Annotated in this window: 21 protein-coding genes and 1 pseudogene; 15 read left to right on the top strand and 7 right to left on the bottom strand. The window is 73.3% G+C overall.

What is annotated here, in order from left to right:
* Positions 1–83: 83 nt before the first annotated feature.
* Both ddaH and ACZ4WH_RS26810 read left to right on the top strand, forming a co-directional pair.
* Positions 84–860, top strand: coding sequence for a dimethylargininase (gene ddaH, locus ACZ4WH_RS26815; protein ID WP_468184968.1), 777 nt, complete (start codon positions 84–86; stop codon positions 858–860).
* A gap of 228 nt (positions 861–1088) precedes the next feature.
* Entirely contained in the window at positions 1089–2063 is a 975-nt protein-coding gene (locus ACZ4WH_RS26810; protein WP_468184965.1) for an acyl-ACP desaturase, read from the top strand.
* A 97-nt stretch (positions 2064–2160) separates the two neighbouring features.
* On the opposite strand, the gene ACZ4WH_RS26805 is transcribed toward ACZ4WH_RS26810, so the two are convergent.
* A complete protein-coding gene (locus ACZ4WH_RS26805) occupies positions 2161–2406 on the bottom strand; it encodes a WhiB family transcriptional regulator (RefSeq protein WP_468184963.1) in 246 nt (81 codons plus the stop codon).
* Positions 2407–2676: 270 nt separating this feature from the next.
* On the opposite strand from ACZ4WH_RS26805, the gene ACZ4WH_RS26800 reads away from it, so the two are divergent.
* Positions 2677–3465 (top strand): VOC family protein, encoded by a 789-nt coding sequence (locus ACZ4WH_RS26800; RefSeq protein ID WP_468184960.1) that lies wholly within the window; start codon positions 2677–2679, stop codon positions 3463–3465.
* Positions 3466–3565: 100 nt separating this feature from the next.
* Here ACZ4WH_RS26800 and ACZ4WH_RS26795 read toward each other — a convergent pair whose 3' ends face one another.
* Both ACZ4WH_RS26795 and ligD read right to left on the bottom strand, forming a co-directional pair.
* Positions 3566–4642: a LacI family DNA-binding transcriptional regulator gene (locus ACZ4WH_RS26795; protein ID WP_468184958.1), complete on the bottom strand. Its 1077-nt coding sequence runs from the start codon at positions 4640–4642 to the stop codon at positions 3566–3568.
* Positions 4643–4868: 226 nt separating this feature from the next.
* The gene (gene ligD / locus ACZ4WH_RS26790) at positions 4869–5888 is read right to left on the bottom strand and encodes a non-homologous end-joining DNA ligase (RefSeq protein WP_468184955.1); all 1020 of its coding nucleotides are present in this window, start codon (positions 5886–5888) and stop codon (positions 4869–4871) included.
* 94 nt (positions 5889–5982) lie between these two features.
* On the opposite strand from ligD, the gene ACZ4WH_RS26785 reads away from it, so the two are divergent.
* Entirely contained in the window at positions 5983–7059 is a 1077-nt protein-coding gene (locus tag ACZ4WH_RS26785) for an ATP-dependent DNA ligase (protein WP_468184953.1), read from the top strand.
* 102 nt (positions 7060–7161) lie between these two features.
* On the opposite strand, the gene ACZ4WH_RS26780 is transcribed toward ACZ4WH_RS26785, so the two are convergent.
* A complete protein-coding gene (locus ACZ4WH_RS26780; protein WP_468184950.1) occupies positions 7162–8352 on the bottom strand; it encodes a zinc-dependent alcohol dehydrogenase in 1191 nt (396 codons plus the stop codon).
* 171 nt (positions 8353–8523) lie between these two features.
* On the opposite strand from ACZ4WH_RS26780, the gene ACZ4WH_RS26775 reads away from it, so the two are divergent.
* On the top strand, positions 8524–9501 hold the full coding sequence (locus ACZ4WH_RS26775) for a DUF3048 domain-containing protein (RefSeq protein ID WP_468184948.1): 978 nt from the start codon (positions 8524–8526) through the stop codon (positions 9499–9501).
* Between the two features lie 73 nt (positions 9502–9574).
* On the opposite strand, the gene ACZ4WH_RS26770 is transcribed toward ACZ4WH_RS26775, so the two are convergent.
* Positions 9575–10039, bottom strand: a complete 465-nt coding sequence (locus ACZ4WH_RS26770; protein ID WP_468184945.1) for a MarR family winged helix-turn-helix transcriptional regulator — start codon at positions 10037–10039, stop codon at positions 9575–9577.
* Between the two features lie 195 nt (positions 10040–10234).
* Between ACZ4WH_RS26770 and ACZ4WH_RS26765 the strand changes: the two genes are divergently transcribed.
* From ACZ4WH_RS26765 to ACZ4WH_RS26735, 7 genes are all read left to right on the top strand, one after another.
* Entirely contained in the window at positions 10235–11056 is an 822-nt protein-coding gene (locus ACZ4WH_RS26765; protein ID WP_468184942.1) for a CoA transferase subunit A, read from the top strand.
* Complete coding sequence (locus ACZ4WH_RS26760) at positions 11056–11700, top strand: CoA transferase subunit B (RefSeq protein WP_468184939.1); 645 nt, start codon at positions 11056–11058, stop codon at positions 11698–11700. The genes ACZ4WH_RS26765 and ACZ4WH_RS26760 overlap by 1 nt, the downstream gene beginning before the upstream one ends.
* 120 nt (positions 11701–11820) lie before the next feature.
* Positions 11821–12594, top strand: a complete 774-nt coding sequence (gene pcaH / locus ACZ4WH_RS26755) for a protocatechuate 3,4-dioxygenase subunit beta (protein ID WP_468184936.1) — start codon at positions 11821–11823, stop codon at positions 12592–12594.
* A gap of 5 nt (positions 12595–12599) precedes the next feature.
* Positions 12600–13202 carry a protocatechuate 3,4-dioxygenase subunit alpha gene (pcaG, locus tag ACZ4WH_RS26750; protein ID WP_468184933.1) on the top strand — a complete coding sequence of 201 codons (603 nt, stop codon included), beginning with the start codon at positions 12600–12602 and terminating at the stop codon, positions 13200–13202.
* Positions 13199–14539, top strand: a complete 1341-nt coding sequence (gene pcaB, locus ACZ4WH_RS26745; protein ID WP_468184931.1) for a 3-carboxy-cis,cis-muconate cycloisomerase — start codon at positions 13199–13201, stop codon at positions 14537–14539. Before pcaG ends, pcaB begins: the two co-directional genes overlap by 4 nt.
* Positions 14536–15663, top strand: coding sequence for a bifunctional 3-oxoadipate enol-lactonase/4-carboxymuconolactone decarboxylase PcaDC (gene pcaDC, locus ACZ4WH_RS26740; RefSeq protein ID WP_468184929.1), 1128 nt, complete (start codon positions 14536–14538; stop codon positions 15661–15663). The genes pcaB and pcaDC overlap by 4 nt, the downstream gene beginning before the upstream one ends.
* 70 nt (positions 15664–15733) lie before the next feature.
* Positions 15734–16525 carry an SDR family NAD(P)-dependent oxidoreductase gene (locus tag ACZ4WH_RS26735; protein WP_468184927.1) on the top strand — a complete coding sequence of 264 codons (792 nt, stop codon included), beginning with the start codon at positions 15734–15736 and terminating at the stop codon, positions 16523–16525.
* Between the two features lie 42 nt (positions 16526–16567).
* Here the strand turns inward: ACZ4WH_RS26735 and ACZ4WH_RS26730 are convergent.
* A pseudogene (locus ACZ4WH_RS26730) lies at positions 16568–19253 on the bottom strand (ATP-binding protein).
* Between the two features lie 273 nt (positions 19254–19526).
* Between ACZ4WH_RS26730 and ACZ4WH_RS26725 the strand changes: the two are divergent.
* Positions 19527–20651, top strand: a complete 1125-nt coding sequence (locus tag ACZ4WH_RS26725; RefSeq protein WP_468184925.1) for a DUF2510 domain-containing protein — start codon at positions 19527–19529, stop codon at positions 20649–20651.
* 137 nt (positions 20652–20788) lie between these two features.
* On the opposite strand, the gene ACZ4WH_RS26720 is transcribed toward ACZ4WH_RS26725, so the two are convergent.
* Complete coding sequence (locus ACZ4WH_RS26720; protein WP_468184922.1) at positions 20789–21403, bottom strand: TetR/AcrR family transcriptional regulator; 615 nt, start codon at positions 21401–21403, stop codon at positions 20789–20791.
* A gap of 220 nt (positions 21404–21623) precedes the next feature.
* Here ACZ4WH_RS26720 and ACZ4WH_RS26715 point away from each other — a divergent pair, with 220 nt between their 5' ends.
* Together ACZ4WH_RS26715 and ACZ4WH_RS26710 are read left to right on the top strand one after the other, a co-directional pair.
* A complete protein-coding gene (locus tag ACZ4WH_RS26715; RefSeq protein ID WP_468184919.1) occupies positions 21624–22424 on the top strand; it encodes a phosphatase PAP2 family protein in 801 nt (266 codons plus the stop codon).
* Positions 22421–23383, top strand: a complete 963-nt coding sequence (locus tag ACZ4WH_RS26710) for a hypothetical protein (protein ID WP_468184917.1) — start codon at positions 22421–22423, stop codon at positions 23381–23383. The genes ACZ4WH_RS26715 and ACZ4WH_RS26710 overlap by 4 nt, the downstream gene beginning before the upstream one ends.
* Positions 23384–23507: the final 124 nt, after the last annotated feature.

Genomic DNA, 23507 nt, shown 5'->3' with positions numbered 1-23507 from the left:
AGCGCCCTGCATGATGTCGGACCGGCGCCGTGTGAGCGGCGCCGGACACCGCACCACCGCACCGACGATTCGAAAGGCCCCTCGTGCCCAGCAAGAAGGCCCTCGTCCGCCGCCCCAGCCCCCGCCTCGCCGACGGCCTGGTCACGCACGTCCAGCGGGAGAAGGTCGACGTCGGGCTCGCCGGCGAGCAGTGGGAGGCCTACGTCGAGGCCCTCCGCGCGCACGGCTGGGAGACCATCGAGGTCGAACCGGCCGACGACTGCCCGGACTCGGTGTTCGTCGAGGACACCGTCGTCATGTACAAGAACGTGGCGTTGATCACCCGGCCGGGCGCCCAGTCCCGGCGGGCGGAGACCGCCGGTGTCGAGGAGGCGGTGGCCCGCCTCGGCTGCTCGGTGAACTGGATATGGGAGCCGGGCACACTGGACGGCGGTGACGTCCTGAAGGTCGGCGACACCGTGTACGTCGGCCGCGGCGGACGGACCAACGCGGCCGGCGTGCAGCAGCTGCGGGCGGCGTTCGAGCCGTTGGGCGCCCGCGTGGTGGCCGTACCCGTGAGCAAGGTGCTGCACCTGAAGTCGGCGGTGACCGCGCTGCCCGACGGCACGGTGATCGGGCACATCCCGAAGATCGACCGGCCGTCGCTGTTCCCGGGCTTCCTGTCGGTGCCGGAGGAGTCCGGGGCGCACGTGGTGCTGCTCGGCGGCGGCAAGCTGCTGATGGCGGCGAGCGCCCCGAAGACCGCGGAGCTGCTGACCGATCTGGGCCACGACGTGGTGACGGTCGACATCGGCGAGTTCGAGAAGCTGGAGGGCTGTGTGACCTGCCTCTCGGTGCGCCTGCGGGAGCTGTACTCCTGACCGCGTGATCCCGTCACCCGGCAGCCCCGGGACCTGCGGGTCCCGGGGCTGTCCGGCATACCGCGCACGGCCGGTCGGCGGGGTCTGATCAGCGGATCTTTACGGTCGCCTTAGCCTACGGCTTCGTAACCTACGGGTTCGTAGCCTACGATCACGTAGGTTTCCCGGCACCGCTCGCCGGACCGTCCCCTTTCTCCCCCCGTTGTTCGCCGTCCCCCTGGAGTTCCTATGACGATCACCTCCCCCCACCTCGGCAGCCCGTCCGTCTGGACCGACGCGCGGCTGCTGTACGCACTGGAGGAAGTGGTCGAGCAAGAGCTGAACCGGCATCTGAAGGTCGCCAAGGACTGGATGCCGCACGAGTACGTGCCGTGGAGCGACGGCCGGAACTTCCCGGGCCTGTTCGAGGACGGGGAGGCCTGGGGCAAGGACCAGTCCCAGGTGACGGAGATCGGCCGGATCGCCCTGGTGGTGAACCTGCTGACCGAGGACAACCTGCCGAGCTACCACCACGAGATCGCCTCGCTCTTCGGCCGCGACGGCGCCTGGGGCACCTGGGTGCACCGCTGGACGGCCGAGGAGGGCCGGCACGGCATCGTGATGCGGGACTATCTGCTGACCTCGCGCGCGGTGGACCCGGACAAGCTGGAACGTTTCCGTATGGCGCACATGAGCGAGGGCTTCGAGTCCGACAACCGGCACTCGATGCTGCACTCGGTGGCCTACGTCGCCTTCCAGGAGCTGGCCACGCGGATCTCCCACCGCAACACCGGCCACCAGTCCGGGGACCCGGTCTGCGACCGCATGCTGGCCCGCATCGCGACCGACGAGAACCTGCACATGGTCTTCTACCGCAACCTGCTGAAGGCCGCGTTCGAGCTGGCGCCCGACCTGACCATGCAGGCGGTCCGGGACGTCGTCGTGAACTTCCGGATGCCCGGTCACGGCATCCCCGGCTTCGAGCGGGCCGCCGCGCAGATGGCGATCGGCGAGGTGTACAACCTGCGCATCCACCACGACGACGTGCTTCAGCCGGTGCTGCGCTTCCTGAAGGTCCTGGAGATCGACGGCCTCGGCCCCGAGGGGCGCCAGGCGCAGGAGGAACTCGGCCTGTTCCTGGGCGAGCTGAACGCGGAGGCCACGAAGTTCGACGAGAAGCTGGCCGCGCGGAAGGCCCGGATGGCGGCACGCGCGGCAGGCTGACGCCCCGCGCGCGGGCCTCTTCCAGGGCCGGGGGCGGCCCCCGCGCGCGGGCCCCTTCCGGGGCCGGGGTCGCGGGCGGCGTGCGGTTTCGGGGACCTCAGCGGGCGGTGCGGCGGAGGGCGAGGCGCTCCTTCTCCGACAGGCCGCCCCAGACGCCGAACCGCTCGTCGTTGGCCAGCGCGTAGTCCAGACAGGCCGGGCGCAGCTCGCACATGGCGCAGATGCGCTTCGCCTCGCGCACCGAGCTGCCGGGCTCGGGGAAGAAGAAGTCCGGCCCGGTCTGCGCGCACAGCGCCTGCGCCTGCCAGGTGTCGTCGGCCGGGGTGATGGTTTCGATGTGCATGGCCAGAAGCCTGCCCCACGTCGAAAAACGTTCGATCAACGCCGGCGAAACGGCGTGCTCGGGGCCCCCGGCCGCCCCGATGATGCTCCCTGCGACCCGACGCGCGCACGGCGGCGCGCCCATCCGGGGGAAAACCGGGAGAACGCGCGCCGTCACGCTCGGTGAGAGTGGGGCGGTCCCGGCGCGCCGCGGTGATCCGGCGGCGATTGTCAGTGGGCGGTGCCAGACTCGGCAGTGCACAGGACGGGACCCCTTTCGAGGAGGGCCGAGATGCTCACCACCCGTTTCGTCAACGGCGCGCCCAACTGGATCGACGTCGGCAGTCCCGACATCGACGGCGCCGCCTCCTTCTACGGCGCTCTGTTCGGCTGGCGATTCCAGTCGGCGGGACCGGACGCCGGCGGTTACGGCTTCTTCCAGCTGGACGGGAAGACCGTCGCGGGTGGCATGCGGACCGGCCCGGACCAGGGGCCTCCGGCCTGGACGGTGTACTTCCGGAGCGAGGACGCCCAGGCGACCGCCAAGGCGGCCGAAGAGGCCCATGGCAGCGTGCTGTTCCGGCCGATGGACGTGATGGGTCAGGGCCACATGGCGATCCTCGCCGACCGGGCGGGCGTGCCGTTCGGCATCTGGCAGCCGGGCCGGACCAAGGGTGTGGAACTGGCGGGCGAGCCGGGCTCCCTGCGCTGGGTGGAGCTGTACACGCCGGACATCGCGGCGGCCGCCGCGTTCTACCGCCGGGTGCTGGGTCTGGAGACCTCCGCGCCGTTCCCGGGCGGGACGTACACATGCTTCAACCCGGACGGCGCCGGTGAGGACGCGATGTTCGGCGGGATGGTGCCGCTGGCCGACGATCCCACCGAGGCGGAGGCGGGGCCGTACTGGCTGCCCTACTTCGAGGTGGAGGACACCGACGCCGTGGTGGAACAGGCCCAGCGCCTGGGCGGGACGGTGCGGATGCCCGCGACGACCGTGGAGGGCGTGGGCCGCATGGCCAAGCTCGCCGATCCGTACGGGGTCCGCTTCGCGGTGATCAAGAGCGAGCCGGCGCGGGACTGAGCCTCTGTCGTGCGCCCGGCGGCCGACGGCGCCCAGAGCCGGGCGGCGGCCACAGCCGGGAGGCGGCCACAGCCGGGAGGCGGCCAGGGCTGGGCGGCGGCTAGGCGGAGGCGCGGCGTATCAGGGTGGTCGGCAGGATCACTCCCGACGGCGGTGCCTCCTGGACGCCGGCCGTCATGCCGGCAGCCTCCCGGGTGCCGGACAGACCGCGCAGCAGCAGGCGGGCCATCAGCCGCCCCATCTCCTCGATGTCCTGACGGACCGTCGTCAGCGGTGGGTCGGTCTGTTCGGTGACCGGCACCATGTCGTCGAAGCCGACCACGGCCACGTCCTCGGGCACGCGCCGGCCGCTCTCGCGCAGCACCCGCAGGGCGCCGAGCGCGGTGAGGTCGTTGGCGGCGAACACGGCGTCGACGTCCGGGCAGCGGTCGAGGAGTTCCCGCATGGCGCGTTCGCCGCCGGACGGGGTGAAGTCGCTCTCCACGACCAGCCGGGGATCGTGCCCGCCCAGGACGTCGGCCATGACGTCCCGGTAGCCGTCGAGCCGGTCCACCGCCGAGGTCTGGTCCAGCGCACCGGTGATGTGGGCGACGCGCCGGCGGCCGAGGTCCAGCAGATACCGGACGGCCGCGTGTGCCCCGCCCCGGTTGTCGCAGTCGACGTACGCCACGCCGGGGTCCGCCGACCGCGCGTCCTCGCCCCAGTCGGGGCGTCCGCCGAACACGGTGGGGACGCCGGCGTCCTGGATGAGGCCGGGCAGCGGGTCGTCCAGGTGCAGGGAGAAGACGAGCGCGCCGTCGACATGGCCGCCGGCGAGATAGCGGGCCACGCGCGCGTGGTCGGCGCGGCCCTCGGTGAGCAGCAGCACCAGCTGGTTGTCGTGCGCGGTCAGCTCCTTGCTGATGCCGCGCAGCTGGAGCGCGAAGAAGGGGTCGGCGAAGACCCGGGTCTCGGGCTCGGCGATGACGACCGCGACGGCGTCGTGCCGCCGGGTGACGAGGCTGCGCGCCGCCTGGTTGGGGACGTAGCCCAGCTCCTCCACGGCCCGCCGGACCCGCTCGGCCAGGGGCTCGCGGACCCCGTCGCCGCCGTTGACCACCCGCGACACGGTGGCCCGGGACACCCCGGCCCGCGCGGCCACGGCCTCCAGCGTGGGACGCGACACTGCCTCGGTCACTTCGGGACTCCTCATCGGCGGCTGGCGATCAGGATAGCCGCGGGAGGCGGGGCCGACCGGTGTCGGACGGTCCGGATCCGAGCGGCTCAAGTGCCGGACGGGAAGGGGCACCGAGCGGCTCAACTGCCGGAGGGGGCGGGGGTACCGGCGGGTCAGCCCGGTGGATCAACCGTCGACCGCTGTGATCAGTGGGGCGAGGACCCCCGCAAGGGCCCCGGCAGCCCTGTCAGGGTGACGGCTCGCGGCGGGCGCGGCTCGGCTGGACCCGTTTCGGTTCGCCGGGCATCTTCGGGTACTCCGGCGGATACGGCAGGTCGCCCAGGCCGTGGTCGTGCTCGTCCTGGCGGGCCAGTTCCAGCAGCGCTTCCAGGGAGTAGGCGTGGTCGTCCATGTCGGCGTGCACGTCACCGAGTTCGGCGAACCGGGCCGGCATGGTGGCGAGATCGAAGTCGCGGGGCTCGGCGACCCCGACCTCCTCCCAGCGCAGCGGCGCCGAGACGGGGGCGTGCGGGCGGGGACGGACGGAATACGCGGAGGCGATGGTGCGATCTCTCGCAGTCTGGTTGTAGTCGATGAAGATCCGGCGCCCGCGTTCCTCCTTCCACCACTTGATGGTCACCCGGTCCGGCATCCGGCGTTCCATCTCCCGGCCGACCGCGATCGCCGCGCGGCGCACCTGGGTGAAGGTCCAGCGCGGTTGGATGGGGACGAAGACGTGCAGACCCCGGCCGCCGGAGGTCTTCGGCCAGCCGCGCAGCCCGCCGAACTCGTCCAGCACGGCCCGCAGTTCCTGGGCGGCGCGGGCCGCGTCGGCGTAGTCGGTGCCGGGCTGCGGGTCGAGGTCGATGCGGAGTTCGTCGGGATGGTCGACGTCGGTCGCGCGGACCGGCCAGGGGTGGAAGGTGAGCGTGCCGTACTGGGCGGCCCACACCACGGCAGCCTCCTCGGTCGGGCACATCTCGTCGGCGCTGCGCCCGCTGGGGAAGGTGATGTGGGCGGTCGGGATCCAGCCGGGCATGCCCTTCGGGGCCCGCTTCTGGTAAAACCACTCGCCGCCGACGCCGTCCGGGTAGCGCTCCAGGGTGGTGGGGCGGTTGCGCAGGGCGCGCAGGATGCCGGGGCCGACGGCGGCGTAGTACCGGGCGAGGTCCAGCTTGGTGAAACCCCGCTCCGGGAAGAACACCTTGTCCGGGCTGGACAGCCGTACGGTCCGGCCGCCCACGTCCAGTTCCACCGCATCACCCATGCGGCCACGGTAGGCGCACCACGCACAGCTCGCATACCGGGCAAAGCCGTACGTATGTGAGCGGAAACCGATGTATGCGAGCAGAATCGGAATCATGGATCTGCCCGTCATGCCACCCGTGAAGCCGATGCTCGCCAAGTCGGTGGCGAAGATCCCGCCGGGGATGCACTACGAGGGGAAGTGGGACGGCTTTCGGTCGATCGTGTTCCGGGACGGCGCCGAGGTCGAGCTGGGCAGCCGTACGGGCAAGCCGCTGACCAGGTACTTTCCCGAGCTGGTCGAGGCGCTGAAGGAGCGGCTGCCCGAGCGGTGCGTGCTGGACGGGGAGATCGTGGTCGCGCGGAACGGCCGGCTGGACTTCGACGCGCTGACCGAGCGGATCCACCCGGCGGCCTCCCGGGTGCGGATGCTGGCCGAGAAGACCCCGGCCTCCTTCGTCGCCTTCGACCTGCTGGCCCTGGACGACCACGCCCTGCTCGACGTGCCGCTCACCGACCGCCGCGCCCTGCTGGACCGGGCCCTGGCCGGGGCGACGGCGCCGGTGCATGTGGCGCCGTCCACGACCGACATCGAGGTGGCCCGGCAGTGGTTCGAGCAGTTCGAGGGCGCCGGCCTCGACGGAGTCGTCGCCAAGCCGCTCACCCTGCACTACCTCCAGGACGAGCGGGCCATGTTCAAGATCAAGCACGAGCGCACGGCGGACGTCGTCGTCGCCGGGTACCGCTTCCACAAGAGCGGCCCGGTGGTGGGCTCGATGCTGCTGGGGCTGTACGACGAACACGGCCGGCTCCAGCACGTGGGCGTGTCGGCCGCGTTCTCCATGAAGAAGCGCGCGGAACTGGTCGAGGAACTGGAGCCGCTGCGCATGGACGACGTGTCCGGGCACCCGTGGGCCGCCTGGGCGGACGAGACCGCGCACGAGACGGCCCGGCTGCCGGGTGCGCCGAGCCGTTGGTCGGGCAAGAAGGACCTGTCCTGGGTGCCGCTGCGGCCGGAGCGGGTGGCCGAGGTGGCGTACGACCACATGGAGAACGGGCAGCGGTTCCGGCACACGGCCCGTTTCCGCCGCTGGCGCCCGGACCGTACGCCGGAGAGCTGCACGTACGCCCAGCTGGAGGAGCCTGTCCGGTACGACCTCGCGGAGATCCTCGGCGAGAAGGACGGCGGCTGAGCGGGCCGGCGCACGAGCACCGCCGCCAAGCCACGGCCACGGCCACGGCCACGGCCACGGCCACGGCCACGGCCACGGCCACGGCCACGGCTACGGCTACGGCTACGGCTGCATGATGACCTTCACCGCGCCGTCCTGCTTGCGCTGGAACATCTCGTACGCGTGCGGCGCGTCCGCCAGCGGCAGCCGGTGCGTGGCGAAGTCCTCGACGCCGAGGGGGTCCTCGTCCGTCAGGTAGGGCATGACCTGGTCGGTCCAGCGGCGGACGTTGGCCTGGCCCATGCGGAGCTGGATCTGCTTGTCGAAGAGGGTCAGCATCGGCATCGGGTCGGCCATGCCGCCGTAGACACCGCTGAGCGAGATCGTGCCGCCACGGCGGACCAGGTCGATCGCCATGTAGAGGGCGCCCAGCCGGTCGATGCTGAAACGTTCGGCGAGCGGGGCGCTGAGCTTGCGCGGCATGAGCGCGGTGGCCTGCTGGGCGAGCTTGGCTGCGGCGCTGCCGTGGGCCTCGGTGCCGACGGCGTCGATCACGGCGTCCGGCCCCCGGCCGCCGGTCTCGTCCTGGATCGCGTGGACCAGCGACTTCTCGTTGTCGAAGGCCCTGAGGTCGTACGTCTCCACCCCGCGCCGCTGCGCCCGGGCGAGCCGCTCGGGCACCAGATCCACGCCGAACACCCGCTCCGCGCCACGGGCCTTGGCGATCCGGCAGGCCATGTCGCCGATCGGGCCGAGGCCGAGGACGGCGAGGGTGCCGCCGGGCGGGACGGCCGCGTACTCGACCGCCTGCCAGGCGGTGGGCAGCACGTCGGAGAGGTAGAGGAACCGGTCGTCCGACGGGCCCTCCGGGACCTTGATCGGGCCGAACTGCGCCTGCGGGACGCGCAGGTACTCGGCCTGGCCGCCGGGTACGGCGCCGTACAGGCGGGTGTAGCCGAACAGGGCGGCGCCCATGCCCTCGCCGGTGACCTGCGTGGTCTCGCACTGGGTGGGCAGCCCGGTGTCGCACATGAAGCAGTGCCCGCAGGCGATCTGGAACGGCACCACGACCCGGTCACCGGGCCTCAGGTCCGGCACCTCGGAGCCGACCTCCTCCACGATGCCCATGGGTTCGTGGCCGAGGATGTCGCCCGGGGTCATGAACGGGGTGAGCACTTCGTACAGGTGCAGGTCGGATCCGCAGAGTCCGGTGGACGTGACGCGGATGACGGCGTCCGTGGGTTCCTCGATCCTCGGGTCGGGCACGTCCTCGACCCGGACGTCCCGCTTGCCCTGCCAGGTGACTGCCTTCATGGGGTCGCGCTCCCTTGGTCGCGTACGGCTGCGTCCCGTGTGTGCGGTGGCGCCCGGGTACCCCCCGCCTGCCGCCGTCGAACCCGAAGCGACCGGGTATGGCCAGTGATGACCGGATGAGCGCACAATCGGACCACGCGGACGGGGTGACGTGGGGTGGCGACGGTGGGCATGAGACGCAGGGCGCGCACGCGGCGCGCCGCACTGACGGCGACACTGCTGGCCGGCGCGCTGACGGCCGCCCTCGCGACGGGCTGCACCGGCGACGGCCGGAACGGCGACGACCGCACCCCGCGGCACACCCCGACACCGGCGCCGAGCCGATCGGCCGTGGCCGGCGCCCCGCTCGCCGTGAAGATCGACAATGTGCGCGCGGCCCGCCCGCAGACCGGGCTCGGCGCGGCGGACGTGGTCTACGTGGAGCAGGTGGAGGGCGGCCTGAGCCGGCTGCTGGCGGTGTACGCGACACGGCTGCCGAAGTCCGTCGGACCGGTGCGCAGCGCCCGCGAGTCCGACCTGGAACTGCTGCGCCAGTTCGCCATGCCGACGCTCGCCTACTCGGGTGCCCAGCGCGCGCTGCTGCCGCTGATCGACCGGGCGCCGCTGCGCGCGCGGTCACCCGACGAGGCCCCCGACGCCTACACCCGGGGCACCGGCAGGGCCGCCCCGCACAACCTCTATCTGCACCCCGCCGCGCTGCTGCCGGCCGCCCCGGGCGAGTCGGCGCTGACCACGGGGTTCCGTTACGGCCCGGCCCCCTCCGGCGGCACCCCCGTCTCCGCACGGACCGTGCGCTACCCGGCCGCCCGCCTCACCTTCACCTGGTCCGGGGAGCGCGGCGGCTGGCTGGTGGCGATGGACGGCAGCCCCACGGAGACGACCGACAGCGGCCGGCCGGCACCGCCGACGGTGGTCGTGCAGCACGTGAAGGTCCGCACCTCCCGCTACCACGACGTGCTCGGCAATCCCACGCCGTACACCGAGACGATCGGCTCCGGGCGGGCGGAGGTGCTGCGGGACGGCCGGTCCTTCGACGGCTTCTGGTCACGGCCGACGGCGACGGACGGTACGGCGTTCACGGCGGCGGACGGCGGCGAGCTGGACTTCGCGGCAGGCCAGGTGTGGGTGGTGTTCGTACCGGCGCCGTGAGGCGGCCGCTGCCTCGAGGGTCCGTACCGGCGCCGTGAGGCGGCCGGTGCCTCAAGGGTCCCTACCGGCGTCGTCAGCTCTGCGCGGCCAGTGGCTCGGCCGGGTTGCGCAACTCCTCGGCCGCGTCCGCGACCCGGCGGATCAGGTCGAAGAACACGGCCTGTTCCTCGGCGGACAGCGGGGCGAGGAACACCTGGTTCATCCGGGCGGTGCGCACGGTCAGCTTGCGGTGGGTGCGCAGGCCCTCGTCGGTGAGGCGGAGCAGGAAGCGCCGGCCGTCCTGCGGGTCGCGCACCTTGTGCAGCAGCCCCCGGCGGTCGAGCCGGCTGATGACCTCGGCGATGGTCGACCGGTCCAGGCCCACCCGCTCCCCCACGGTCCGCTGGTCGAGCCCGGGCTCGGCGACGAGCGCGTTCATGACCGCGAACTGCGGCGAGGTGATCTCCTCCGAGACCATCGTGTTCCACAGCAGGTAGTGCGCCTGCTGGAGCCGCCGGGCCAGGTGCCCGGGATGGGTGGCGAGGTCCACCGCGGCCATGTGCGCCCCCTGGGAGAATTCGTTGGTGTACTGAACGATACCTGGCGCCCGCCCCTCCTGTCTCGACCCGACGGTCGGACACTTCCGGGCTCTTGACGGCCACCGTCTCCGGTGGCAGCGTGAGCGGCACCTCGCTGAAATAGTCAGTGCCCTGACTATCAGCTCCTGATGAATCGGAGAGACGGAGCTTCACGGATGGACAAGGTGGTCGCCACGGCCGTGGAGGCGGTGGCCGATGTGCCGGACGGCGCCTCGCTCGCCGTCGGCGGGTTCGGGCTCAGCGGTGTGCCGAACGTGCTGATCCAGGCGCTGTACGAGCGCGGTGTCGGCCGGCTGAGCGTGGTGTCGAACAACTGCGGGGCGATGGAGTCCGGGCTGGCGGTGCTGCTGGCGGCGGGGCGGATCGCCCGGGTGACCGGTTCCTACATCGGCGCCAACAAGGAGTTCGCCCGTCAGTACCTGGGCGGTGAGCTGGAGGTGGAGCTGATTCCGCAGGGCACGCTGGCCGAGCGGCTGCGCGCGGGCGGGGCCGGCATCCCCGCGTTCTACACCCCGGCCGGGGTCGGCACCCAGGTCGCCGAGGGCGGACTGCCCTGGCGCTACGACGGCTCCGGCGGGGTCGCGCTGGCCTCGCCGCCGAAGGAGGTGCGGGAGTTCGACGGCGTGGAGTATGTGCTGGAGCGGGGCATCCGCACCGACTTCGCGCTGGTCAGGGCCGCGAAGGGGGACCGGCACGGGAATCTGGTGTTCAACCGGTCCGCCCGGAACTTCAACCCGCTGGCGGCGATGGCCGGCCGGGTGACGATCGCCGAGGTGGAGGAACTGGTCGAGCCGGGCGCGATCGATCCGGACGCGGTGCACCTGCCGGGGGTCTTCGTGCAGCGGGTCGTGGCGCTCACCCCGGAGCAGGCGGCGGACAAGCGGATCGAGCAGCGCACGATTTCGGTGGCCGCGGCACGAGGGATCGAGCAGCGCACGGTTTCCGCGCCTGCGGCACGAGGGACGGTGAGCGGCTGATGGCCTGGACGCGCGAGGAGATGGCCGCCCGTGCGGCCCGTGAGCTGCGGGACGGGCAGTACGTCAACCTGGGCATCGGCCTGCCGACGCTGATCCCGAACCACCTTCCGGAGGGGGTCGAGGTGGTGCTGGAGTCGGAGAACGGCATCCTGGGCACGGGCCCGTACCCCACCGAGGACCAGGTGGACCCGGATCTGATCAACGCGGGCAAGGAGACGGTGACCGTCCTGCCGGGGGCGTCGTTCTTCGACTCGGCGCTGTCGTTCGCGATGATCCGGGGCGGGCACATCGACGTGGCCGTGCTGGGCGCGATGCAGGTGTCCGCCGGCGGTGACCTGGCCAACTGGGCGGTGCCGGGGAAGCTGGTCACCGGGATCGGGGGCGCGATGGACCTGGTGCACGGCGCCCGTCAGGTGATCGTGGTGATGACCCACACCGCGAAGGACGGCTCGGCGAAGATCCTCAAGGAGTGCACGCTGCCGCTCACGGGCCGGGCGTGTGTGAACCGGGTCATCACCGATCTGGCCGTACTTGACGTCACGGAGTCGGGGCTCACGCTCATCGAGACCGCGCCGGGTGTGAGCGTTGACGAGGTCGTCGCCAAGACCGACGCGGAACTGACCGTTGCGGAGAGTCTGCTGTGAACTCCGTTCACACCCACAGGCAAGACAGGCACGTCCTTCGACGAACTGTCCGTGCCTGAACTCCTCGTCCTCGAACGCTGAAGACCCTCCTCGAACGCCAAGGAAGCGTCAGGTATCCCCATGGCTCTCACCCAAGCCGACATCGACCAGGAAATCGCCGCCGCGCACGCCGCCTACGAGAAGCGTGTCGCCGACGGCGCCCCCGTCGAGCACCACCCGCGCCGCGACTACGCGCCGTACCGCTCCTCCGTGCTGCGCCACCCGAAGCAGCCCCTGGTGGCGATCGACACGAGCCAGGACCCCGAACTCGTGGAACTGCGCTCCCCCGCCTTCGGTGAGCGCGACCTCACCGAGATCGACAACGACCTCACCCGGCAGCACACCGGGGAGCCCGTCGGCGAGCGGATCACCGTCTCCGGGCGGCTGCTGGACCGGCACGGGCGCCCGGTCCGCGGCCAGCTGATCGAGATCTGGCAGGCCAACTCGGCCGGCCGCTACGCCCACCGGCGCGAGCAGCACGACGCCCCGCTGGACCCGAACTTCACCGGCGTCGGCCGCACCCTCACCGACGCCGAGGGCCGCTACCACTTCACCACGATCCAGCCGGGCCCCTATCCCTGGCGCAACCACGTCAACGCCTGGCGCCCGGCCCACATCCACTTCTCGGTGTTCGGCACGGCGTTCACCCAGCGGCTGGTGACGCAGATGTACTTCCCGAACGACCCGCTCTTCCCGTACGACCCGATCCTCCAGTCCGTGACCGACGACGCGGCCCGGCAGCGGTTGGTCGCCACCTACGACCACAGCCTGTCGGTGCCGGAGTTCTCCCTCGGCTACCACTGGGACATCGTGCTGGACGGCCCGGCCGCCACCTGGACGGAAGAAGGACGCTGACCGCCATGACGATCACCGAACCGAGCGGCCCGGACCAGGTGCTGCCCACCCCGTCCCACACCGTCGGCCCGTTCTACGGCTACGCGCTGCCGTTCCGCGGCGGCGAGGAGATCGCGCCGCTCGCCCACCCGGACACGATCACCGTGCACGGGTACGTCCTCGACGGCGACGGCGACCCGCTGCCCGACGCGCTGATCGAGCTGTGGGGCCCGCGCCCCGACGGCACCGTCCCGCACGTGGACGGCTCCCTGCGGCGCGACCCGGCCACCGGGGGCCATCTGGGCCGCAACGGCGTGGAGTTCACCGGCTGGGGCCGCATCCAGACGGATGCGAACGGCCACTGGTACGCCCGTACGCTCCGGCCCGGCGCACGCGGACGGAACGCGCCGTACGTGAGCGTCTGCGTCTTCGCGCGCGGCCTGCTCGTGCATCTGTTCACCCGGATCTATCTGCCGGGCGACGAGGCGGCGCTGGCCGCCGACCCGCTGCTCACCCGGGTGGGCGACCGCCGCGACACGCTGATCGCGAGCGAGGAGGCGGACGGCGCCTACCGTTTCGACATCCGCCTTCAGGGCGAAGGCGAGACGGTCTTCCTGGAGTTCGAGTGACATCCGCATCCCCTCCCTACGCCGACACCGGCCTGCTCGCCCCCCAGTGGGGACTGTCGGGCGCCGCGTCCGAGACCGGCGACCACGCGTATCTGCGGGCCCTGCTCGACGCGGAGGCCGCGCTGACCCGGGCGCAGGCCGCGCTGGGCCTCGCCCCGGCCGAGGCCGCGGCGGCGGTGACCGAGGCGGCCGTCCCGGACCGCTTCGGCATCCGCTCCCTGGCGGCGCGGACCCCGGACGGCGGCAACCCGGTCATCCCGCTGGTCGCCGACCTGACCGCGGCGGTGGGCGAGACGTACGGCCCCTACGTCCACCGGGGCGCCACCAGCCAGGACATCATGGACACGGCGACGATGCTGGTCGCCGTGCGCACCCTCGGCCCGGTCCTGGCCGACCTCGGCCGCACCGAGCGGGCGCTGGCCCGCCTCGCCGACGCGCACCGGGACACGGTGCTGCCGGGGCGGACGCTCACCCAGCACGCCGTACCGACGACGTTCGGGCTGAAGGCGGCCGGCTGGCGCTCGCTGGTCCTGGACGCACGCGATCGCGTCACCCGGGTCCGAGACTCGCTTCCCGCCCAACTCGGCGGCGCCGCCGGGACCTTGGCGGCCTTCCGGGCGTACGGCGCCGAGGACGCGACCGCTCTGACACAGGCGTACGCCCGCGAAGCAGGCCTTGCCGCACCGGCGTTGCCCTGGCACACCCTGCGCACCCCGGTAGCGGACCTCGCGGGGTGCCTGGCGTTCACTGCGGGGGCGCTGGGCAAGTTCGCCGTGGACGTCCTGACGCTGTCGCGCACCGAGTTCGGCGAGGTGAGCGAGGGCAGCGGCGGCGGCTCGTCGGCCATGCCGCACAAGGCGAACCCGGTGCGCTCCACGCTGCTCGCGTCCGCCGCCCGGCGCGCCCCCCAGCTCGCGGCCACGCTGTACGGCTGCCTCGCCGCCGAGGACGAGCGGCCGGCCGGCGCCTGGCACGCCGAGTGGGAGCCCCTGCGCGACCTGCTCCGGCTGGTGGGCGGCGCGGCCTCCCACGCGGCGGAGCTGGCCGAGGGACTGTGCGTGCACCCGGCCGCGATGCGCCGGAACCTCGGCATCACCCGGGGTCTGATCGTCTCCGAGCGGCTGTCCGCCGCCCTCGCGCCCGTCCTCGGCCGTGCGCGTGCCAAGGAGCTGCTGACCGAACTCGCCCGCCGCGCCCATGACGAGGACCGCCCGCTGTCCGAACTGCTGGCGGAAGTCGACGAGTTGAAGGACATCGACCTCGACGACCTCCTCGACCCCGCCCACTACACCGGCTTCGCCGGTCCCCTCACCGACCGTGCCCTGGAGCGACGTTGACCTTGAAACTCCTCAACCACCTGGAAGAAGGACCGGCTTCCGCTCCCCCGCTGCTGCTCGGTCCCTCGCTCGGCACCTCCCTCGCCCTGTGGGACCATGTCGCGCCCGAACTGTCCGCCGCCCACCGGGTGGTCCGCTGGGACCTGCCCGGGCACGGGGGCTCGGCGGCGGGCCTGATCCGGCCGGGTGCGACCGTCGGCGACCTCGCCGCGCTGGTCCTGGAGCTGGCCGACGCCCTCGGCATCGACCGGTTCGCGTACGCGGGCGTGTCCCTGGGCGGCGCCGTCGGCCTGCACCTGGCCGTCCACCACCCCGAGCGGCTGTCCTCCCTGGCGGTGCTGTGCTCCTCCGCCCACTTCGGCGGGGAGGCGCCCTGGCGGGAGCGGGCGGAGCGGGTGCGCCGCGAGGGCCTGGACCGGCTGGCCCAGAGCGCCGACGCGCGCTGGTTCACGCCCGGGTTCAGCCTGCCGGGGCTGGTCCGGGACCACCGGGAGGCCGATCCGGAGGCGTACGCCGCCTGCTGCGACGCGCTGGCCGCGTTCGACCTGCGCGACCGGCTCGGTGACATCACCGTACCGACGCTCCTGGTGGCGGGCCGGCAGGACCCCGCGACCCCGCCCGCGCATCTGCGGGAGATCGCCGACGCGGTGCCGGCGGCGACGCTGGTCGAGCTGCCCGGGGCCTCCCATCTGGCGCCGGCGCAGTGCCCGCGGGCCGTGCTGACCGCGCTGCGCACCCAGCTCGACGGGCCGCCGGCGAGCGGTACGGCGGTGCGCCGGGAAGTGCTGGGTGACGCCCATGTGGACCGCGCGCAGGCCCGGCAGACCCCGTTCACGGCCCGTTTCCAGGACTTCATCTCCCGCTACGCCTGGGGGGAGATCTGGACCGACCCGACGCTGTCCCGCCGCGAGCGCAGCATGATCACGCTGACCGCGCTGGTCGCGCACGGCCACTACGACGAGCTGGCGATGCACGTCCGGGCGGCCCGGCGCAACGGGCTGACGCCGGAGGAGATCGGCGCGGTGCTGCTCCAGACCGCCGTGTACTGCGGGGTGCCGGCCGCCAACTCGGCGTTCGCGACGGCCCAGCGGGTCCTCGCCGAGGAGGAGGCGGCCGAGGGCTGAGGGTGACCCTGATGGTCGTACTCCCGGCAGCGGCTCGTTCCCGGCGCTCGGGCGTGCCTAGGCTGGCGGTATGTCCACTGTTCTGATCACCGGCGCCACCTCCGGGCTCGGCCGGTACGTCGCCTTCGAACTGGTCCGCTCCGGTCACCTCGTCCTGGCGCACGGCCGCGACCGGTCCCGCACCGAGCGGCTGGTCGAGGAGCTGCGCACGGAGGGCGCGGCCGAGGGGTTCGTCGCCGATCTGGCCCGGCTGGCCGAGGTGCGGGAGCTGGGCGCGCGGGTGGCCGAGGCACATCCGGACCTCGACGTGCTGATCAACAACGCGGCCGTCGGCGGCGGTACGCCCGGCTCCGGGCGCGAACGGAGCGCCGACGGGCACGAGCTGCGGCTGGCCGTGAACTACCTCGCGCCCGTGGTGCTGACCCGCACCCTGCTGCCGGTGCTGCGGGCGAATCCGCCGGCCCGGATCGTCAACGTCGGCTCGGCCGGCCAGGAGCCCGTCGACTTCGCCGACCCCGAACTCACCCGCGGCTACAGCGGGCTCTCGGCCTACTGCCGCAGCAAGTTCGCGCTCGCCGCGTACACGTTCACCCTGGCCGAGGAGCTGGCGGGCAGCGGAGTGTCGGTGAACGTGCTGCACCCCGCCACCCACATGGACACGGCGATGGTCCGCGAGTTCGGGATCACCCCGGGGAACTCCGTCGCCGACGGGGCACCGGGCGTGCTGGCGCTGGCCACCCGGGAGACGGGCAGCGGCGGGTACTACGACGGGACGCGGGCGGCGCGGGCGCACGAGGCGGCGTACGACGGGGACGTGCGCAAGCGGCTGGCGGCGGTGACGGAGCAGCTGCTCACCGTGTGAGGCGCCGGCAGGCACACACCGCCGGCAGGAGCACACCGCTCCCTACCGCAACCCCCGCCCCGTCTCCAGCACCTCCCGTGCCCGGGCCACCAGGTGCTCCGCGCCGCAGGCCCGGGCCAGGTCCAGGCCCCGGCCCAGTTCCGCGACCGAGCGGGCGGCGATGCCGTACTCGACGCGGGCCGCCGCGTGCTCGTACTGGCAGGGTGAGGCCTCCAGGTAGGTGACGGCACGGGCGGCGAGCTGCACCGCCCGCTGTCCCGTCGCGAGGGCGGCGGCGCAGCGCAGGGCCTCGCCGATGGCGGTGTCCGTGCCGAACCGCTCGGCCTGCCGGCGGGCGTCGGCCGCGAGCTGGGCGGCCCGCTCCGGGTCCTGCCCGGCCAGCGCCTTGGCGAGGTCGATGGACCAGGGCGCGAGGACCGGGTTGTGGCCGCCACGGGAGACGGCGGTCTTCTCGGCGGCCTCCAGTTCGTTGATGCCGTCCTCGGTGCGGCCGACGGCGAGCAGCAGCCGGCCGCGCACGGAGCGGATGTCGGGCAGCACGATGGTGGACGGGTACGGCGGCGCGAAACCGTACTGCTCGGCGACCGACCAGGCCTCCTCGACCCGGCCCCGGGCCAGCAGGGTGTCCACCAGTCCGCAGGTGGCCGACCAGTACAGCGGCAGGCGGCGGCCGACGCGCTCGGCGAGGACCAGGGCCTCGCGCAGGGTGGACTCGGCGTCGCGCAGCCGGCCCTGTCTGCGGTAGGCGAGTCCGAGGAAGGCATTGGCCAGGGAGAGATGGCCGCCGTGCCAGCCGGCCGTGGTGTAGACGAGCCGGGCTTCGGCGAACAGGCTCTCGGCGCGGTCGAGCCGGTCGGCGTAGGTGTACGCGCTGCCGAGCATCATCAGCAGCTCCATGCCCCACTCGGGGTCGGTCCAGCCGAGGCCGGGCGCGAGGCGGCCGTTGACGAGGGCGCGGTCGCACAGGTCGATGACCTCGTCGGCGCTCTCGCCGTGGGTCATCGCGTCGAAGCCGCGCAGGATCAGCAGCGCGCGTTCGGCGTTGTCGCGGCCCGTGCAGGTGCTCGCCAGCTCGGCCAGGCGCCGGGACCGGGCCGGGGAGACGGTCTCGCCGTGGATGCCCTCCCACATGAACTGGAAGGCCTGCAACCGCATCCGGACGGGACCCGCCTCGTGCCGGGCGGCCTCGGCCTCGACCGTGCGGACGGCCTCCTCCAGCTGGTCGTTGTGGAGCAGCGCCTGGGAGAGGCGGACGACGGCGTCGACCCGGTCGTCGCCGTCGAGGCCGGGCATGCCGAGCGCGCTCTGGAGATGGTCGATGGTGACCGCGGGGTTGGTGAGCAGGGTGGCGCAGCCCAGTTCGTAGAGGACGTGCGCGTGCACCTCGGGGCGGGGGCGGCTCCGCCAGGGCGCGTTCCAGGCAGCGGCGGGCCGCGTCGGGCGCGCCGACGGCGAGGTGTTCGCGGGCTGCCTCGCGCAGCTGCTCGACCAGTTCCTCGTCGTCGTCCGGGTGCACCTTCAGCAGGTGCCGGGCGGCCTCGGCGGCGCCACGGCCCAGCCCGGTGAGCATCTGCGCGGCGACGCCGTGCATGGCGGTGCACACGCCGGGCGGGATGGAGTTGTAGACGGCGGTGGCGATGAGCGGGTGGACGAACTCCAGTTCGCCGTCCGCCCGTTCGCTGCCGACGCCCTGCTCGGGTTCGGTGAGGATGCGGGCGTTGCAGAGGAGTTCGGCGCAGCGCCGGGCCAGCTCGTCGTTCATGGTGGCGAGTTGGGCGACCATGTCGACGGTGATGCCGGTGCCGAGGATGGCGGCGGCCCAGGCGAACCGGGTGGCCTCCAGACCGAGCCCCTTGAGCCGGTCGACCAGTCCGCCGCCACGGGCGGCGCGGTTGAGGGCACGCAGCTCTCCGGCCCGGGCCTCGACCGGCTGGAGTTCGCTGTCCTGCACCTTGGCGAGGAGTTCGACGGTGTCGTAGGGGTTGCCGCCGGTGACGGCCCACACCTCGCGGCAGAACGCGTCGTCGGCGTGCCGGCCGACGGTGGCGCGGGTGAGCCCGGCGGTGGCATCCGGGGTGAGGGCGCTGAGGTTGTGGACGGGGCGGCCCGCGGCTGCGGCCACCGCGTCGAGCAGGCGGGCGCTCTCCCCGCTGACCTCGCCGGGCCGGCGGGCGACCACGACGAGGACGGACAGGTCGTCCAGGCGTTCGGCGAACGCGGCGAGCCAGCGCAGGGTCTCCTGGTCGGCCCAGTGGGCGTCGTCGATGAGCAGGACCAGCGGCCACTGGCGGCGGGAGAGGCGGCGCACGGCGGCGACGAGTCCGTCGCACACGTACTGCGGGTCGGCGTTGTCCGCTTGCGGTTCGGCTATGCCGAGGGCGGGGCCGGCGATGTCGTACCAGTCGCCGAGGTACTCGCGGGCCTCCTCGGGCAGTAAGGACAGCAGCGCGGGCTGGAGCAGCTGCCGTACGACGTGGAACGGGACGGATCTCAGTGTCTCGGCGCCGCGTGCGGACCAGACGGCGCAGCCACGGCGTTCGGCGATGCGCCGGGTCTCGGCCAGCAGCGCGGTCTTGCCGAGTCCGGCCTCGCCCCGGATGACCAGCAGGCTGCCCGCGGACGACTGGTCCGCGCACAGGACGTCGAGTGCCTGCGCGACGGTGGCGATCTCGGCGTCCCGCTCCCACAGGGGAGCCGAGCCGGCCGCCGACGGCCGTCCCTCCGTCATCCCGTTACCTCCCCAGGTCGCCCGAATGACGTACAGACCCCGAGCGTAGCCGTCGGGCGGGGCCTCTGGTGGTCGCTCGCGGGAGCTGTTGCCCGGCCGGGTGAAAGAGGGGGCGGGCAGGCGACGCGATCGCCCGTGCGACCAGCGGACGGAGTGTCAACGGCGCCCTCCGGAGGGTCTCATCGAGAAATCCGGGGAGAAATATCCCGGTTCGCCCTCCTTGGCGGCAGATCCTCTCATCCCGCTTTCACTGTCGCCTCATACGGTGGGGGCATGACGCAGGTGACTCCTCCCGGGTGGTACCCCGACCCCGGGCAGACGAACGACGGTCCGCCCACCGAGCGCTGGTGGGACGGCAAGGCCTGGACGGACCGGACCCGCCCCGCCGGCACGGCCGCCGCGTGGGGTCCCGCGGCCCAGCCGGCGGCGGACGGCGGACCGCGGCCGGCCGAACCGGCCCAGCCGCCGCACCCGGTGCAGCCGGCCGGCCCGGCCCCCTCGGCTCCCGCCGGGTCCGGCGCCTACCCGGGGTATGGGTATCCGGGCCAGCAGGGGTATCCGGCGCCGCAGGGATATCCCGCGTATCCCGCCCAGCCGCCCGCCCCCTCCCGGCGCCGGTTGCGCACGGGCATAGCCGTCGCGGTGACGGCCGCGGTACTGGCGAGCATCGGGGTCGGCGTGTACGCCCTCACCAAGGACGGCGGTGGCGGCGACGACCGGGCCGGGTCGCAGCAGGGGCAGGACGGCGGCCGGGGCGGGCCGTTCGGCGGGCCCGGCGGCGGCTCGGGCGGGAGCGGCGGTTCCGGGGGCTCGGGCGGGTCCGGCGGGGCCTCGCCGTCCCCGGGTCAGTCTCAGGCGCCGAAGGTCAAGGGCGGCGGCTCGGTGACGGACCCGGTCAACGGCATCAGCCTGCCGGTGCCGCAGGGCTGGACGGGGCAGACGATCAGCGTCGGCGCGCAGGTGACGTCCGACGACGCCTACAAGTGCCCGGGCAACGCGGCCCAGACGTGCACCGCGGGCGGCGCCTACACGGCTCCGGCGGTGGCACTGGGCATCGAGGACGACACGGCGGAGGAGGTCGCGAAGGCGGACATCGCGGCCAACGCCAAGCAGTCGTACGGCGGCACCACCTACGGCAGCATCACCTCGCACGAGGTGCTGGCGTCCGAAGCGGTGACGGTGGCCGGGCAGAAGGGCTATCTGGTGCGCTGGAAGGCGGTCACCAGCAAGGGCTCCGACGGCTATGTCGAGTCGGTCGCGTTCCCCTCCCCCAACGACGCCCGGCAGATCGTGGTGGTCCGCTTCGGCGTGGACGTCGGGCAGAAGCTGTCCGTCGTCGACGAGATCCTCAAGGGGATCAAGGTCTCGTCCGGCGGCGGGAGCGGCCAGGACGTCTGAGCAACGGACCGGCCGGGTGGGATTCCCCTCCGCTCAAGAGGAACCCCACCCGGCCGGGGGGTGCGCGCCGCCCCCGTCCCCACGGTGCGGCGCGGGCAGGTCACCGTTCAGTCATCCCGTGAACGGCGGCCTGGGTCTCAGGTCAGTCCGAGCGAGGGCAGCACGGCGGCCTCCACGAAGCGGACGAGGTAGCCGGAGTCGGCGTAGTGCCCGTCGAGCACCGGACGCACGCGCAGGACGCCGAACATCATGGCGGGGATGTACTCCAGCGCGGGGTGGCCCGCCCGGACCTCGCCCCGGGCCACGCCCCGGGCCAGGATCTCCTGGAGCGCGGCGATCTCCGGGTGCACCAGCGCCTCGCGCAGCGCCTGGGCCAGTTCCTGGTCCGTCGTCACCGCGTGCCCCAGCGCCTGGAGCAGCCGGGTGTCCTTGCCGGACCAGTCGCCGGCGGCCCGCGCGGCCTGGCGCAGGTCCTCGGCGAGCGATCCGGTGTCGATGCCGGCGAACTTCACCTGGCGGCTGGCGCGCAGCGCCGCCGCGACGAACTGCGGCTTGGTCTTCCACTGCCGGTAGAGCGTGGACTTGCTGCACCGGGTGCTGGCGGCGATGCCCTCCATGGTGACGGAGTCGTAGCCGCACTGGCGGATCTGTTCCAGCACGGCGTCGAAGAACTCCCGCTCACGCTCCGGCGTGATCTTGGAGCGGCGCGAGGCGACGACCGTGTCCGGTCCGTCCGCGGCCTGCGACGTCATGCGGTGCTTCCCCTCACTCGTCCTGTTTCCCGTGCCTGCGCGTTCCTGGCGCTCGTGCGTGTTTCCAGTGTGGCGCACATCAATCGATACGCCAGTGTACCGGTACTCGACCGTATCGGTACACTGGCGTATCGGTACGGCAACGTATCGATGAGTTCCGGTGCGGACCGGGGCTCGCACGCACCACGACACGCACCACCGTCAGCGAAGGGGCCGGGGGATGAATGCCCGAACCGAGCCTGCGGAGGCGGAAACGGAACCGGAGACCCCGGCACGCCCGCCTCTGATACGTGAGTTCCTGCTGGTCGCCGGGCTCTTCCTGGTCTACAAACTCGGCCGCCAACTGGCCACCGGCCACACCGCGGACGCCTTCCGCAACGCCCGCCGCGTCTGGCACCTGGAGCGGAGCGTGGATCTCCCCCACGAGACCGCCGTGCAGTCCGCACTGCTGCACGGCGACACCCTCGTCCACCTGGCGAACACCTACTACGCGACCGTCCACTTCCCGGCCACGCTCGCCTTCCTGGTCTGGCTGTACCTGCGGCGGCCCGCCCACTACGTCTGGGCCCGCCGGGTCCTCGCGGTCGTCACCACGGCCGCCCTCGTCCTGCCGTTCACGTTCCCGCTGGCCCCGCCGCGCATGCTGACCGGGACGGGCCTGGTCGACACCGCCCGGATCTACGGCCCGTCCGTGTACGGCCCACCGTCCAGCGACCACCTCTCCAACCAGTTCGCGGCGATGCCCTCGCTGCACTTCGGCTGGGCGCTGATGGTGGCGATCGGCCTGATGGCCGCCGCCCGGTCCCGGTGGCGCGGCCTGTGGCTGCTGCACCCGCTGGTCACCCTGCTGGTGATCGTGGGCACGGCGAACCACTACTGGCTCGACGCGCTCGTCGCCACGGCCATGCTCGGCCTCGCCCTCGCGGTCATCCCTCCGCCGAACCGCACGGCCGGCACGGCGGAGCGCGGCACCGGCCTGCTGAGGCCGCGCGAGGCCGTCCTGGCGGGAGCGGGCCGATGAGCGCCGCCGCCCTGGCCGCCCTCGGCCTGTCGCTGGTGTCGGCCGTCGCCTACGCGCTGGCCGCCGTCGCCCAGGAACGCCTCGCCTCGCGCAGCGCCGGCACCGGCCTGCTGCGGCTGCTGGGCACCGGGGCCTGGTGGTCGGCGGTCGGGCTGAACGCCGCCGCCGCACTGCTGCACGTCGTCGCCCTGAAGTACGGCCCGCTGACCGTCGTACAGCCGCTGGGCGCGCTCACCCTGGTCGCCGCCGTGCCCCTGGGCGCGCGGGCGGCCGGGCGGCGGGTCAGCGCGGTGGAGTGGCGCGGTACGGCGCTCACCCTGCTCGGTCTCGCCGCGCTGCTGGTCACCGCCTCCGGTCCGGCACCCGCCCGGGTGCTGTCGCTGACCGAGGCCCTGGTGGTCGCGGGTACGACCGCCGCCGCGATCGGTCTGCTGTCCCGGCCCGGCGCCCGGCCCGGCCTCAGGCACGCCACCGCGTCCGGCTTCGCGTCCGGTGTCGCCTCCGCGCTCACCCAGACGGTGACCGTCGCGGCGACGGACCGCTCGGGCCCGGTGCTGAGCACCGAGGTGATCGTGGTCGCCGTGCTCGTCGCCGCGTTCGCCGTCGGCGGGCTGCTGCTGTCCCAGACGGCCTACCGCGGCGGCCTCGGTGCCCCGCTGGCCGTGGTCACCCTCACCAACCCCGTGGCCGCCGCCGTGATCGGTCTCAGCCTGCTGGGGCAGGGCCTCCAGGGCGGTGCGGCCGGGGTGCTGCTGGCCCTGGCCGGCACGGGGCTGGCCTCCTGGGGCGTGGTGCTGCTGACCCGGGCGGCACCCGCGCCCGGCGGCCATGAGGCGGACGGCGAGGACGACGAGCATCCGGTGGCGGCCGTGCTGGCGCTGGAGCCGGGTACGGCGACCGCGGAACCGGTGCTGCTGCCACGACAGCCGGACCAGCCGGGGCATCTCACCGCACTGTGACCACCTGGGCACACGGCGGCGGGGGGGGGGGGGGGGGGGGGGGGGGGGGGGGGGGGGGGGGGGGGGGGGGGGGGGGTGTGGGTGGGCGGTTTTGGTGGGCGTGCTCCATCACTGCATTGTTTGC

This window comes from Streptomyces sp. NPDC029138 (assembly GCF_055564375.1).
Note: the sequence above shows the minus strand (reverse complement) of the source record. Positions and strands in the feature narration are given on the sequence as shown.